The 13,785-nt window shown below is 45.1% G+C and carries 13 protein-coding genes; 4 read left to right on the top strand and 9 right to left on the bottom strand.

Translation table 11 applies throughout. The annotated features are described in order from the left end of the window. Nucleotides 1-232: 232 nt before the first annotated feature. From ICN13_RS08275 to ICN13_RS08300, 6 genes are all read right to left on the bottom strand, one after another. Entirely contained in the window at nucleotides 233-793 is a 561-nt protein-coding gene (locus ICN13_RS08275; protein WP_216139889.1) for a hypothetical protein, read from the bottom strand. Between the two features lie 30 nt (nucleotides 794-823). Further along, nucleotides 824-1,177, bottom strand: a complete 354-nt coding sequence (locus tag ICN13_RS10230) for a M15 family metallopeptidase (protein ID WP_216139890.1) — start codon at nucleotides 1,175-1,177, stop codon at nucleotides 824-826. Then, nucleotides 1,174-1,710: a hypothetical protein gene (locus ICN13_RS08285; protein WP_216139891.1), complete on the bottom strand. Its 537-nt coding sequence runs from the start codon at nucleotides 1,708-1,710 to the stop codon at nucleotides 1,174-1,176. Before ICN13_RS08285 ends, ICN13_RS10230 begins: the two co-directional genes overlap by 4 nt. Before the next feature lie 173 nt (nucleotides 1,711-1,883). Then, nucleotides 1,884-2,279, bottom strand: a complete 396-nt coding sequence (locus tag ICN13_RS08290; RefSeq protein WP_216139892.1) for a hypothetical protein — start codon at nucleotides 2,277-2,279, stop codon at nucleotides 1,884-1,886. 10 nt (nucleotides 2,280-2,289) lie between these two features. Continuing rightward, complete coding sequence (locus ICN13_RS08295) at nucleotides 2,290-3,336, bottom strand: phage major capsid protein (RefSeq protein ID WP_071461894.1); 1,047 nt, start codon at nucleotides 3,334-3,336, stop codon at nucleotides 2,290-2,292. 336 nt (nucleotides 3,337-3,672) lie between these two features. Further along, nucleotides 3,673-5,142 (bottom strand): Fic family protein, encoded by a 1,470-nt coding sequence (locus ICN13_RS08300; protein ID WP_216139893.1) that lies wholly within the window; start codon nucleotides 5,140-5,142, stop codon nucleotides 3,673-3,675. Nucleotides 5,143-5,633: 491 nt separating this feature from the next. Here ICN13_RS08300 and ICN13_RS08305 point away from each other — a divergent pair, with 491 nt between their 5' ends. Continuing rightward, the gene (locus tag ICN13_RS08305; protein ID WP_216139894.1) at nucleotides 5,634-5,975 is read left to right on the top strand and encodes a helix-turn-helix domain-containing protein; all 342 of its coding nucleotides are present in this window, start codon (nucleotides 5,634-5,636) and stop codon (nucleotides 5,973-5,975) included. Next, nucleotides 5,975-7,282, top strand: a complete 1,308-nt coding sequence (locus ICN13_RS08310; protein ID WP_216139895.1) for a type II toxin-antitoxin system HipA family toxin — start codon at nucleotides 5,975-5,977, stop codon at nucleotides 7,280-7,282. Before ICN13_RS08305 ends, ICN13_RS08310 begins: the two co-directional genes overlap by 1 nt. 29 nt (nucleotides 7,283-7,311) lie before the next feature. Here ICN13_RS08310 and ICN13_RS08315 read toward each other — a convergent pair whose 3' ends face one another. Further along, nucleotides 7,312-8,079, bottom strand: a complete 768-nt coding sequence (locus ICN13_RS08315; protein ID WP_215332298.1) for a metallophosphoesterase — start codon at nucleotides 8,077-8,079, stop codon at nucleotides 7,312-7,314. Nucleotides 8,080-8,234: 155 nt separating this feature from the next. Here ICN13_RS08315 and ICN13_RS08320 point away from each other — a divergent pair, with 155 nt between their 5' ends. Together ICN13_RS08320 and ICN13_RS08325 are read left to right on the top strand one after the other, a co-directional pair. Then, complete coding sequence (locus ICN13_RS08320) at nucleotides 8,235-8,840, top strand: 3'-5' exonuclease (RefSeq protein ID WP_216139896.1); 606 nt, start codon at nucleotides 8,235-8,237, stop codon at nucleotides 8,838-8,840. Nucleotides 8,841-8,951: 111 nt separating this feature from the next. After that, nucleotides 8,952-10,451: a Fic family protein gene (locus ICN13_RS08325; RefSeq protein WP_216139897.1), complete on the top strand. Its 1,500-nt coding sequence runs from the start codon at nucleotides 8,952-8,954 to the stop codon at nucleotides 10,449-10,451. A 119-nt stretch (nucleotides 10,452-10,570) separates the two neighbouring features. Here the strand turns inward: ICN13_RS08325 and ICN13_RS08330 are convergent, their stop codons facing one another. Both ICN13_RS08330 and ICN13_RS08335 read right to left on the bottom strand, forming a co-directional pair. Further along, the gene (locus tag ICN13_RS08330) at nucleotides 10,571-11,785 is read right to left on the bottom strand and encodes a hypothetical protein (protein WP_216139898.1); all 1,215 of its coding nucleotides are present in this window, start codon (nucleotides 11,783-11,785) and stop codon (nucleotides 10,571-10,573) included. Further along, entirely contained in the window at nucleotides 11,766-13,727 is a 1,962-nt protein-coding gene (locus ICN13_RS08335) for a hypothetical protein (RefSeq protein ID WP_216139899.1), read from the bottom strand. Before ICN13_RS08335 ends, ICN13_RS08330 begins: the two co-directional genes overlap by 20 nt. Nucleotides 13,728-13,785: the final 58 nt, after the last annotated feature.

Consider the following 13,785-nt stretch of genomic DNA (forward strand, 5'->3'; position numbering starts at 1 on the left):
ACGCAATAAGGTGACGATTTGCTCGGGTTTAAGACGTTGGCCTTTTGCCATATTTAGCACTCCTTTAAGGTGAAGATTATCAAAAATCCTCTCTTTGGGAGTGGTACTAAAAATCAGGTCAGTTCAAGTGCATACGATCAAAAATAAGGCTGAAGCAGCATATAGACGGCAGGATCAACTGGAAAAGCGATCCTTGTTAATGCGGGACTGGTGTGGCTTTATAAATCACGAATCAACTACATAATGATGGTGCTATTCGCACAGAAGGTCTATTTGGTAAGACTATATTTGGATTGCCGCGCACTCTTAAGCCTTCATTCAAAATCCACATTAGATAGTCTGAGGCATATTCATAATAACTAAGCTGATCATGAAGAATATTTAAATCGACATGGCAAATATTCATATTTTTTAAGTCGGTAATTTTTTGATTGGACTTTGCTAGCGTCTCAATATTAGAAAATGCTAGATGACCAGAATAATCATTCCACCAAATACAGTGCGCATATTGGTTCCGAATTTTTACACAATACTTTATGGCTGTAATTGCATCCTTAAATTCGTTTCCTAAATTCATTTCTTTGTAAGCCTGAAACCCTAATGCATCTGCAATTTCAATTCGATTGCCTTCGCCACGAGATCTATACATTACCTTAAGAACGGTATCTAAATCTGAGCGAACTGATTTAACGCAGTTCATTAAATCCACCTCTAATGAGGTATAAGAAGAAAGAATCATTCCAATAGCATTTGCTTCATTAGGAAAGTCACGAAATGCTTTAAATAGATTCATAAAAAATACCTCTTTCAAATTTCATTTAATTTACAACACTCTCTCAAAGTGCGGAACATCCACAAACCCCTTAAAATTCCCACCCCACCTATTCTTGGGGCTCAGGCTTTCCCAGTATTCACCAACCGTACGGATAAGCTCTTTATCCCACACAAGTTTTCCTTTCCAGAAGAAATTAAGGTCAATAGCACAACGCCTTAAGTGGTTGCTATTCATGGTCTTTGATCTGCCAGCCTTTAAGTAGATCTCTTGTTGCTCCGGAGAACGCCAAAGCTCACCTCCTGTAACCACCCATCCTTCCGCAGTAGCAAACTGAATAAGCCTGCTAACGTCAATTAGAAAGGCTGCTTGCTCTGCTACTAGAGCGCTTACCTTTGTATTCACGTAGCTTCTTCTTTTTTATTTGAGCTATGCATGCGCATCTCAAAGATCTTCTCGACCGATCTACCGCCGAAGTAGGCAAGCATCACTAACTGACCCCACTCGCCGAGGAGCTTTACATAGGCCTCATTGATATCAATACCTATAGCCGAGAGCAATGCGAATAATAGATAGGCCGTCAGGATATAAACCAGCGTTCCAGGGCGGATATTCTTGGATAGCTTGGAGTCACTACCCATATCGGATTGCCAGCGAGTGGTTGCATTGTCTTGCGAGGCTCGATGCATCTCAGCTAGAAGCTTAGATTCTTCTATCTCAAGCTCTTTTTGCTTTAGCGTGTATTGCAATAGAAGCTGCTCTTGTTCAATCTCTAGCTGCTTGAGCTTGATGAGATCTTCCTGACTGGGGTTGTCCGGAATGCGCGCGCCAATCTTGCTTTCAATAAACTCTTTGCCTTTAGCTTGTACCGCGCCCGCAAGCAGACCAAGGCCATTGACGGCCAAGGTTTGTACTAGAGATGTGATGATTGGAAGCATGTCATTAGCTCTTTTCTTGATGCTTGGAATATGGAAGTCCACCGCCCCACTACCGCCTAGGGGTTTTTTGGTGTTGGCAGTGGGGCGCAGTTACGCGCGCCCACACACCATGGTTACTTCAACACCCGCAGCCGCACCCAAACACCTGCTGCTAGCGGTGGTCTTCCCTTCTGCTAGCGTTTCTTGGCTCCTTTGGTTTCTGATGGCTCTTGCGCAAGAGTTCCTTCTAATGTCCTCTCTTGTGCTGGGAGCTGACCTTCTTTCATCAAGCCTTCTACGATCTCCATTAGCCGATCACCATCATCCTCACCAAAGACTTTGGCTACGACCTCATGGCCATACTTGGCGCATAAGCGGTCGTACTCCTGCTCTGGAGTAATAGTGGTCTTTGATGGGCGCTCGAACACCGTGACGTTCTCGCGCCCAAACAGGTTACGAAGGATGTTGGTCTCATAAGGCGGTACATGCACATGGATGGTTGTGAATGCATCCCTGCGTACTACCGCTTCCACCTCTTTAATTTGGAAGTCGCTATGAATGAGCTCTTTATGATTCATGCCGTTATTCATTTATTCCTCCTCATTGAATTGCCAATACCGCATGGGCATTTGCACGTGAGATAGATAAGGCGCAGCGTAGGTTCACCATGGCGTACATAGCCAAGGTATCGTGCGGACGAATTGGGGCAACGATATCTAAATCATCGTCACGCAGCTTCATAAAGCGCGTGTTGAGGAAATAGCAGCGCTTACTCCACTCCACTGTGCGATTGGCCATGGCATCAAGTTCATCAAACTGGGGATCCCAGATGATCTCTACACCTTTGAAGGCTAAGCCTGTGTTTACTCCAGCACCTACCCCGGCATCGATGTACTTAGTCTCACCAGATCCAGCGATATGAGTCACTGTCACCTGTTTGCGATAGGTATCAATGAACTTACCCCCAGCGATGATGAAGTCCGGACTGCCGCCATGTTTAATACATTGGCGCCATGCTGTTTCCATTTCGCCCACTAGGTTCCCTGGGGATGTTGAGGCAATATCTTTGACGGCGTAATTACGCCAGTAGCTTGCTTTGGCTCGATCTATACCGCCTACGGTGCCAGCATCAGGGGCTAAGCTCACCAAACTATCTAGACCTACTACCGCATCTGCGCCGTGTGAGCCGTCACGGTGTAGTTCTAGGTCTAACTTATTCAGAAAGCCCTCCCTCAAGACTTCAAGTTGCTCATCCAAGAGGTTGATGAGTTGTACACGCTCGTTGTATTCGAGCTGAAAACCTCGAGCCCCGCCTTCACGCACTTTGATGCCATTGCTAAATAGGCGGTCATAGTCAATATAGAGGCCATCGACTGCTCTACGCCATGGGAAGGAAGCTTGCTCGGTTGTATTACGTTTATTGAACTTAACTGTCTCCTCCCCAAACGCCCAGCTAAAGTTACTGCCGTGTTCTTTACGGATGTTCTCGACTACGTTCTGTTTTGCGCCTAATAGGCTTTTGCGCCCTTCCATGAGTTTTTTAAGGAAAGGTCTCTCTACAGCGATTTGATCGACTGGTAGGTTGCGAAGGTACTCATCCAAGGAAACCTTAGCTAACTCTTGCAAGTCTGTATTTGAAATTGGCATATGCCACCCCATCAATAGTTATTTAATAAAATGGTGGCTTCAATACCTGGTGATGAAGCGTGAACCCATCCATTGCTACGCTACTAGGCGCGACTCTAGCTTTAACGCATAGGCGTGAAGCACTGAGATCAATTATTGAGGCGGTAGATATAGGCTCGGGACATTTGTGGGTTTTTTGTTGAGTTACTAAATGAACTCGCTTTGGGTCTTTATGCCCAATGTGTCTTTCTGCCACCTTGGGCATAAAAGAGCGTTGCTTTATTCGTGGCCGTCAAGGGTTCGCAAGCCACCCCCCTTTGGGGTGCCCTTGACAGAATTACTCTGGGGATTTTTGAATCAGCCCACCACCTTCGCATATTCAACCTCAATTGCATCAAATATTTCTTCAGGTACTGTTGCAGCAAATTTCTTACGGCGGTTAGCCGATAGTTTTCCGTTTTGCTCCATGCAAGCCAGAATTAATGAATTGAGATCTTTGCCTCTGATGTCGTACTGCCCATCAATAGCGCGGTAAATGAGGTCGTACTTTGCCAAGAACTCAGTCTCTTCTCTTAAGTCCTTTTCTAGCGCCTGCTTGGCCATCTCCAATCCAAACTCAACACAGGCAGTGGCATTCCAATAGCGATATAAGGAATCATCTGATTTGAAGGTCATTTGATATTCATCGCCATCAATCCAGATGACTTCCCAGCGCTTGCGAGCAGGCTCAGAAAAACTCTTTAGAGCAGCTAGGTATAAATCTTCATTGCGCTTCATCGCAATAGATACTGGCAATAGCAAGCCATTCTTTAAGGCACCCGACTGGCACAACGCATGATGAAATAAGAAGCGCGATAAGCGCCCATTACCGTCCATGAATGGGTGAATGAAAACAAATCCAAAGGAAACAATCGCAGCAGCAATTAAAGGATCGATCTGCTTTGGTGCGGTATTGGCAAAATCTACCAAACCTTTCATCAAGTCATTAACGATTTCAGGTGGCGGTGGAATATACGTTACGCCAGCAGCACCACGCAATGGACTGCTTAACCAGTTTTGTTGGTGGCGATAGTTAACCGCTCTATCCAAAGGATTGATAATGGCGGTATTTTGCAAGCCAACAAAGTACTCTTCATCTAACTGGGTAGTCAGGTGGGCTTTTTTGAGTAGCTCTACAAATGCCTCCGATTTTGTGGCACTCGGTGTCTCATGCTCGATCTCAAAAGAGCTTTTGGTCTCACTTAAATAAGCCCAAGACATTGCCCTATCGGATGCGGCCCCACCTAGTTCTGATAGAAATTCATTTGCTTTCTGGAGGATATTAGATTCAAGCAGGCTATTAATACATGTGGTTCGCTCAACAGTTACGCAGTAATCCAAAGAACCCAAGCCATTGAAGTTAACTCGCCATTTGGCATTGCGTATGCTTGGTCCTGTAATGTATTTTTTGGGGTCAAATAAATTAACCATTGGCCCCGTAATTACTGGTGCGCCCTTTAACTCTTGCTTATTAAAGGCTTCCCACAAAAAACAAGCCGTACGAATGTAAACGCCTGTTGGCGATTCGCTAATTGCGGCCAGCATCTCTTGGGCTGGGATTTTTCTTAAGGCCTGCGATAACAATTGGAGATTAACTCCTTCATGCTTTAGCGCAAACAACAGGTGGCTTAGTGGGCGATCATCTTTGGGAGCCACCTTTGCGGGTATCAACAACTCGCCCTGGGTGGGCGTTACACTGGTTACCGAAGCAAGGCGTGCGGGTACAAGTGGGTCAAAAGCACTGAGATCAAGCTGACTTTTTACCTGTGAATAGCCTATATCGCCCATATTTCCCCCAAGCCCCACTTTTTCGTTCGAATAGCTATTTTCCCACACTTTTTCTTACATATACACACTTTTTCTTACGATTACAAATATTTACACACTTTTTCTTACATATTTCAATAGATTCCTACATTTTTAAACATATCCTCACTTTTTCTTACGAAATAGTCGTTTGGGCAATTTTTACTAAACAGCCCAAAAGATATGAATTCAATTGCAATATGCAGTTTTGTTGACAATAAAGCCAGTTATGGGCAGTTTTGTTGATATATTGACTCAATTTAGCGTGATGTATGCATTTTTATTGACATGCCGCCGACCAGGGTGCCCTTGACGCAAATAGACCGCTGTATTCCACTAGTTTAAATAAATAAATGACTCATAAATAAGTTCTTATGTGTATTAAGGACTTATTTATGAGTCATTTTTATTGACGAATGACGTCTAAACAGGTATATTAGTGTCTCGTATTTAATGAAGAGCATGAGGCAACTATGCGCGTAGATCAACAACTGACCCTAGCATCAAAGCAACTTGGCCAATCCGCTGAAATAGCGCAATGCCTAGTTTCCTTGCGCCTTGCCCGTCATGTTCGCCAAGGTGAGGCTGCGGTTCGTGCCGGTCTTGCTCGTGCAACTGCCCAGCGTATTGAAAAGGGTGATCCTGGCGTTGCCATTGGCGCACTGCTACGTTACTTAGATGCAATCGCTCCAGGCATGACCTTATTGCAACTGTTAAGCGGCAATGATCCTGCGATCGCTGCCTTGGAGCGTCGCTCGCGCCCTCAACGCGTCCGTGACTTAAGTACGGCTGAAATGAAAGCGCTTGATTTCTGATGGCAAACACGCCTAAAGACCTATTTGTCTTTGCAAATCTTGATGGTGAATTTGTGCCAGCAGGACAGCTACAAGTAGATGAGGAAGGCTCAAGACTTATTGCCTCTTCATTTGCTTATGGCTTGCGTTACTTAGATAGGGGCAACGCACAGGAAATTGATCCTGTCGCCCTTAGCCTTAAAAATAAAAGTGGGATCAAAGGCAAACGTCTCGTTCCACCAAATGGCCTAGAAGCTTTTGGCGGAATTCGGGATGCCGCTCCTGATTCTTGGGGAAGAAGAGTTATTGAAGCTAGGCTGAAGGTGCCAGCCAATAGCCTACCAGAATCAACCTACCTTCTTGAGGCTGGTAGCGATCGCATTGGGGCGTTAGATGTTCGAGCCTCCTTAGATCAAGAAGAGCGCCCTGCACATGAAAGTATTCACAATCTATCTTACGTACTAGAGGGTGCGCAAAAGATTGAGGCTGGCTTACCAGTTTCCGAAGCACTATCCAGAATTTTGATTGTGGGTAGCGGCCTAGGAGGTATGCGCCCAAAGGCAAGTGTGCGTGATGATGACAACATTTTATGGATGGCAAAGTTCCCAGGCAATACTGATGGAGTCTTAGATGTACCGAGTATTGAATACGCCACCCTCAAACTTGCAGAATTGGCTGGCCTCAATGTAGCTCAAACTCAATTAGAGCAAGTCGGCAAGAAAAAGGTATTGATGGTCAAACGCTTTGATCGCTCTTGGACTGCTGCAGCTCGTTCAGTAGAAATTCGTCATCATGTGGTTAGCGCCCTCACACTCGTTGCTTGCCACGAATCGGAGTCCAATACAAAAAGCTATATGGATATTGCAGATGCCATACGCAGATATTGCCTAGTTCAAACAGTCAAATCGGATGTTGAAGAACTATATGCACGCATGATCTTTAATCTTTTTGTCAGTAACGATGATGATCATCTACGCAATCATGCATTCTTATGGAGCCATGCACTTAAAGGCTGGAGCCTGAGTCCACTCTATGACGTGATGCCTCATGCAGTCATTGCAAGTGAGCGTTATCAACATCTAGGTGTTGGACCACAAGGTAAATTAGCCACACTAGATAATGCCTATGGTGCCAAAGAGCGCTTTGGCCTATCTGCGCAGCAAGCAAGCGACATTATCGATCGTGTATGGCGAGTAACTAGGCAATGGAAAACACACTTTGAAAGCCTTGGAATTGCTGCAGATCAAATCGAAGAAATCTCTCTAGCCTTTAGGCGTATCGATGATATTTGCAGCCCTGAATTAATCAAGACCCTAGCTAAAAACTAAGCTCTCATTATGAAGCGTATGGTGGGTAACTAGATTTCAACAATAAGCGATGGATTAAATTCTGGGTTTTCGGCGTGGTTAGATCGAACATAACCGCGAGGATTACAAACCACCCTAGTGCCATTCATTTCATAATCGCAGGAATCATGCGTATGCCCATGAATCCATAGAGACATCTTGCCAAAGAGGTGCGCCAACTCCGAAGAAAAGCAGGCGGACAATAAATCTTGCTTATAGCGCTCTGCAACTGAGCCCATTGAGGGTAGGTGGTGCGTAACCACCACTGTCTTGCCATCAAATGGTCTCTCTAGCTCCTGCTGTAGCCAAGCCAATGATTTTTCATGTAATTGAATCGATTTTTTCGGGGAAAAATTTCTTCCTCCATCGCGTATTGCTCTAAAGTCATTTAAGTAAAGCTCGCCATACGATAAGCATTTAGACTTCAGATCCTGACCAAATAATAAAAAGTCAGTCCATAACGTAGCTCCCAAGAAGCGGATGGGGGCATTTGATTTTGGATCCTGCAGTTGCAGCACATCATCATCTAGAAAATGAATTCCGTTCTCAGTGGATGCGTTCCTCATCCGTTCAATGGCGTGAACACGCTGGGAACCATAGAACTCATGATTGCCAGCCACATAAATAATCTCTTGATTCGGAAACGATTTTCTAGCCCAAGTTATACCCTCGGAGCGCAGGCTAATATCACCGGCCAGGACAATAACATCTGCCACATTCAATGCAGGTGAAAAGTCGGCAAATTCTAAATGCAAATCACTTAGTACATGAATTTTCATAATTTAGATATGTCGCCATGATGATCTTGATATTGAGATCTAGTGTAGTCAATAAATTAACCATGACGTCCTACAAGGAATTGGGCTTGGCATTGACGTTAGCCTTGGGGGACTCTACATTATCAACACACTACTAAAAACCGTGTTCATCAAAAATGCATCAAGAACAAAACTATTTCTCGCTTGATTTAGAGCTCAATAATGCTCAAGATAATTCCACAGTAAATCCAAAGATCATTCAAATAGGGTTAGCAGTCGGAAACTACCATGACTATGTCAATCAATCCCTATCTACGTATAAATGGTTCTTAGATCCTCAAGAGCCTATTTTTGAGTTCATCACCCAATTAACGGGCATTTGCAATCAGGATATTTCTGACTATTCAGTTCCACATGAACAAGTAGCTAAAGAAATTGGGGAAATTATTACTACGCGTAATTGCTTTGTTAATCCCATTACCTGGGGCGGTGGCGATTCACTTGAACTGAAATCTGAATTTAAAGATCGAGGTATCAGCTTTCCCCATTTTGGTCGTCGCTGGATCGATGTCAAAACTTGGTATAGCCTGCACATGCTTGCCATGGGCAAAAAACCCAGTGGCGGTCTATCCTCAGGTCTGGGTTCTTTTAAGCTTCAATTTGAAGGCAGTCCACATAGAGCAGATGTTGATGCTCTCAATACCTTGAGGCTTTTCTTTGAAATCCTTCACAGGCACAATCGGATATATCAACTGGTAAACGATGCCAAGGCCTTGAAATAGCCGTGTCTATATACCTAAAAATAGGGTTATTTTGATTCTATTCGCACTTTTGTTGACATTAAACTATAATATATGCATAGTTGTTGACATTAATGGATAAATTGAGACCCTATGAACACTTCCGTTGACCAGCTGCCCCTCTTGCTTTTTAGTTCGAGAGAAGACAAAACCAATGCCCAGAGAATTTCCCGCTTGGCTAGATCTGGTCGTTTGCGTCAAATTTATCGCGGCATTTACACCAGCGATCTCACCAGCCCGCTCGAGCAAATCATTCGGCCAAATTGGCGGCAAATTACCGAATATCTTTATCCAGGCTCCGTAGTAGCTTACCGCTCTGCTCACCTTTGCAAACCGGATGATAGTGGGAATATATTTTTGGTGTCTGGCAATAGAGCACGTCAAATAGCATTTCCAGGGTTGACTCTAAATATCTTGCCAGGTCCTGCTGCAGTTCAATCGCACAAAGATTCGCTAAACGATACCCCGTATGGAAAACTCTTTATATCCTCGGAGGCTAGGCGGTTACTGGAGAACCTCTATAGCCGAAAAGGCTCAGATCTTCGCACTATGGGTCGCCCTTGGGTTGAGTCTTATTTAAGTAAGCTATGCACCATTCGTGGTGAACATAAGCTCAATGCACTGCGTGATGACGCTAAAGCTATTGCCCCTGAATTAGGTCTAGAGGTTCAATTTAAAACACTAAACACGATTGTTTCGGCCTTAATGCAAACCGGTAAGGCTCGCTCTTTAAGGGCAGCTGATGCATTAGCGCGCGCAGCTGGTAAACCTTATGATCCTGATCGCATTGAGATCTTCGAAACTTTGTTTTCTGCATTAAGAAAACCTTTTCCCATCATTGAAGATCAGGCAAAAACTGGTAAAAGCGCCTTTAATTTCGCATTCTTTGAATCGTACTTTTCGAACTACATTGAAGGAACTACATTCACCGTCGAAGAGGCCTCCGAGATTATTTTCGATGGGAAGATGATTCCAAAACGAAATGAAGATTCGCATGATGTATTGGGTACCTTTAAAGCAATCATGGAGCAGCCCTTTCGCTCTAAGCCCCCAAAAGATGAAGATGATTTCTTAGCGTGGCTTTTGCAATGTAACCTCCAAATACTCTCTAGTCGTCCAGATAAAAATCCAGGCGAATGGAAAGAGCAAACTAACCAAGCGGGCAATACCATTTTTGTTCACCCAGAGCTTGTAAAAGGTACTTTGCGCGAAGGATTCAAGCGCGTCGCTTTACTAGAAGACCCTTTTGCGCGCGCATTGATGGCGATGTTTGTTATTACTGAAGTACACCCATTTATGGATGGTAACGGCCGAACTGCGCGCCTAACGATGAATACCTACCTAACTCAACATTACGCCTCTCGCATCATTATTCCCACAGCTTATCGTGAGGAATATTTACTGCCATTAAAAGCGCTGTCTCAAAATAATGATCCCGATCCTTTCATTCGATCCATGACTCGTGCATGGCGTTGGACTGCTGGATTTGATTATTCGAACTTCCCGAATCTTTGGGAAAAAATGAAGGTTTGCAACGCATTTACAGACAACCCTTCACAGTATCAATTGCTTGATCCTCACGATATAAGCTAAGTTGTAGACCAAATAGGGCTATATCTGCTGTTTTGTAGACAAAATGAGGTGCTTATGGTGCCTAAAGACATTTCTGTCTACATGCCACTGATTTTGAGTGGCATGTAATTCAGACCTATCTATATCCCCATATTGCCTAAATGCTGGGCAATCCGATCCATCGGGTTTTCGGAGCTAGCCAGTGGCGCACCTAAGGTGGATGTTCGCGCCCGAATAGGTTGAAGTGTCTGCAGTGGCGTGATCTTTGCGTTGGCGAAGCTAGGCTCTGGCATCCCTATTGAGTCGTAGATGGATTCAATCGTAGATTGCCATTGCTCTGGTTTATTGGTTTGCACAAACACCTGCATGTAAAACGGATCAGTTAAATACTTGTAAAAGCATTGAGCCTTAGCTGAATGATCAATCTCATCTTCTCGAGAGTTTAAGTATTTGATGATTTGATGCTTAGCCTCTGAGATTAGTTCGGCAGGTTTCTTCTGCTTGGTAGTGAGCGCCATAGTGTTATCAACAAATTGACTCTCGATCTCATATTTACGTATGACATCTTGCAAGCTGACCACCTTAACTTGTAAATCTTCAACTTGCTTTTCTAGATCTCGCTTTTCATTAATGATCTTTTGGATCCGTTCGCAGCCACGCTTTGACTTGATGTCGCCAGAGGCTTCTTCATTAGGCTTGTTATTGTTCTCGGGGCTCGAATCCTCAGCTCCAGGGTTCAACACCCGATTGATGAATTCTTCTGCGCTTTCAGTCTGAATGGCTGGCTGTGGGAGTACATCTACAGTGATGGCAGCTGGTGCAGGCAATAACTCTCCCAGGTCATGGGCTTGTGGTGCTGTCTTATCTGCTGAAGCGGGCATAAAGGACGGCACATGCACCTCGCCCTTTACTGGCGAAAATATAGACTCAGGCTCTAGAGCTTCTGACTCCTCTTCTAATACTTCGCCCTCATCAATATCCTCAGATAGCTTGGCAAGAGATGCATTAGGGGTCTTACTTAAATCATCTAGCAAGTTGGTTGCTTGGCTCCGACTCTGGCTCTTACGTTCCGCCTTTTGTGTTTGTTGTATTTGAGCGCTAATCTGAGCGCTACGCTCCTTATCCAATTGAGCTTCTGCCTGCCTAGCCTTTGCTTGCGCTATCAATTCAAGTGCGCGCTCTTCCCTTGCCTTATTGCGCCTGGCGGCGCTCTCGGCTGCGTGCTTCTCATAGGCTTCTTTTTCAAGGCGCTCGCGCTCTTTCTTGGCCTCTCTATCCTGCACTCTTTGAATTGAGCCACCCTTGCTTAGTACCTCCGACTTAAAACCTTCGACCTCATTTGCTACTTGCGTCATTGCCTGTCTCCTCTTTTAATAAGTTGCTGCTGCAATTCATTTCAGCGTTTGTCTTTTGCTTTCGCTCCGAAAACCAATTCATTCCTAAATTTGAGTCGTCATCGCGTGACCATCCCTCCGCTTGCTTTTCTACATTCGGTATAAATAGATTTGAATCGATACGATCGTCATATCGCAAGAGAGTCTCTTGTAGGAGATTACGGATATGCTCGTAATCCATTCCTCTTGCTTGCAGGTTTTGCATCTGGATTGATAGATTCGCAATCATGGGCAGAACCTTGAGCCAGCTCTCTTTATCTTCTATGCCATCAGGTGCGCCGGTAGTGCCCGCCCGAATGCGTAAATCCACCATGTCAAAGATTCGATCTTTGGTAAGTTCTGGCCAGTCGTAGGTTTTCTCCATGGTCATGACTAGTTCGCCATTGATCATGGTGGTCTTAGTACTTGGTGGCCCCATGTAGCGCTCTACCTGCTCTTTGGTGAGTTCCTGCAAAAGAACTTGGGCGCTGTATTGCGCTATCTCTTGCAGCCAATCTTCGATCTGGTCTTTGAATTCAAATATGCGCCCGGATAAGGCTCTTTGCAGAATATTGGCCTCGGTAGCCGTCTTGGGTCTTACTACTGTGGAGCGCGCAGCATCTTGAAGGCCCGTAACTTGCTCCCAGTCATAACGCACTGCACTGGTGTCATAGACGATGGGGTCTATCTTGGGGTGACCTCTAGGAATAATGACTTGGTTAAGTGGCTTGCCTTCGGTATCGATAATCGTGATCTCGCCGAATCTTGAATCTGAGTGCTTTTTGATGGTCTTTTCATTGATATCAGCAGAGGCTACCCATCCCGGTATACAGAGGTCGCGATGTTGATTGAATCGATCTCTTGCTTCGTTGTGTTCATCTTGCAAGCGCTCGGTTAGGTCAACTAGGCTTGGGCCTACGAATTGACCATCTACTACTTGGTATGGCAATAAGAAGAATGGGTACCAGCGCTCTCCTGCTCTGGGTGGTGAATAAGGTTCGCGTAGCCATTCTGTCGCGCCTTCCACCATCGTATAGACACGCTGGGTAGATCTATCCCAGATCTCCAGTACTGCGATTTGCTGATCATCGGTCACAAGGCCTGAACCAGCATTCATTTGCATTGAGGCTAGGCGCTTGGCTTTTTTATGAGATGGTTCACCTTGACCTGGTTGGTAGATCTTGGCATTAGCAAGGTTCTTTTTGTAGAGTGCTTCTGCTTGACCGCGCTTCATAGGAATGATTTGGCAGATCCAGTCAGCATCGGTGTAGTCCCAGAACTCACAGACTGAGGGGTCAATAAGAAGATTTTCCGTAAGAACTCTATCGATTACTAAGCCTTCGGCAGATTGCACTTCTGATTGCTCCTGAAGCGACTTGATGAGCTCCTCTAGCTCCGCCCTCTTGGCATCATGATGATGGGCCTGGTCATCGTCATGGAGATCTCGAACCAAGTCTTCTATGGCCAGAAGGTTTTCTTGTGCATCGTTGATGCGACCCTGGATATATGAATCCTTGCTTGGGTCCCGCTGATACATCACTTTGAGAATGCCGAAGCTACAGGTCAGCGCTGCCCTTACGGTGGACTTGGCTCGATTCTTTAATTGGGCATGTTCAAGTGCTCTATTGGTGACTTTGTCTAGTGTTTTACAGAAGAGCTTGATATCCGCGCCCGAGTGGGTTGGGGTTGTTGAAATTTCTGGATTGCGAGCGTAGACATTGGGAAGGACTGCTGAGATGGTGCCGTGTATGAGGTTAGCCCTCAGACTATAGAAGTCTTTGCCAGTAGGGTCGGCATTCCAGTTAAAGCCGGCCACTGTATTGCGATTGTGTCTTACACGCTTATGAAAGGTTGCCCAGTGAGCGCGCGCATGTGTGATGCGGGCGGTCCATTTTTGCTGGAGAGCTCTTGAGTCTTGGGGCACATCCTATTTATAGATGGCTCGCTCTTTGCTCGTGGATTTATTCTGGATAAATATTAGT

The sequence above is a fragment of the Polynucleobacter sp. MWH-Berg-3C6 genome, from assembly GCF_018881855.1.
In the GTDB taxonomy this organism is placed as follows: Bacteria; Pseudomonadota; Gammaproteobacteria; order Burkholderiales; family Burkholderiaceae; genus Polynucleobacter.

Excerpts from the sequence above, each read along its gene's own strand:
- ICN13_RS08305 (WP_216139894.1), top strand. The coding sequence starts at position 5,634 with ATGCGCGTAGATCAACAACTGACCCTAGCATCAAAGCAACTTGGCCAA.
- ICN13_RS08320 (WP_216139896.1), top strand. The coding sequence starts at position 8,235 with ATGCATCAAGAACAAAACTATTTCTCGCTTGATTTAGAGCTCAATAAT.
- ICN13_RS08295 (WP_071461894.1), bottom strand. The coding sequence starts at position 3,336 with ATGCCAATTTCAAATACAGACTTGCAAGAGTTAGCTAAGGTTTCCTTG.
- ICN13_RS08325 (WP_216139897.1), top strand. The coding sequence starts at position 8,952 with ATGAACACTTCCGTTGACCAGCTGCCCCTCTTGCTTTTTAGTTCGAGA.
- ICN13_RS08300 (WP_216139893.1), bottom strand. The coding sequence starts at position 5,142 with ATGGGCGATATAGGCTATTCACAGGTAAAAAGTCAGCTTGATCTCAGT.
- ICN13_RS08330 (WP_216139898.1), bottom strand. The coding sequence starts at position 11,785 with ATGACGCAAGTAGCAAATGAGGTCGAAGGTTTTAAGTCGGAGGTACTA.
- ICN13_RS08310 (WP_216139895.1), top strand. The coding sequence starts at position 5,975 with ATGGCAAACACGCCTAAAGACCTATTTGTCTTTGCAAATCTTGATGGT.
- ICN13_RS08275 (WP_216139889.1), bottom strand. The coding sequence starts at position 793 with ATGAATCTATTTAAAGCATTTCGTGACTTTCCTAATGAAGCAAATGCT.
- ICN13_RS08315 (WP_215332298.1), bottom strand. The coding sequence starts at position 8,079 with ATGAAAATTCATGTACTAAGTGATTTGCATTTAGAATTTGCCGACTTT.
- ICN13_RS08285 (WP_216139891.1), bottom strand. The coding sequence starts at position 1,710 with ATGCTTCCAATCATCACATCTCTAGTACAAACCTTGGCCGTCAATGGC.
- ICN13_RS08290 (WP_216139892.1), bottom strand. The coding sequence starts at position 2,279 with ATGAATAACGGCATGAATCATAAAGAGCTCATTCATAGCGACTTCCAA.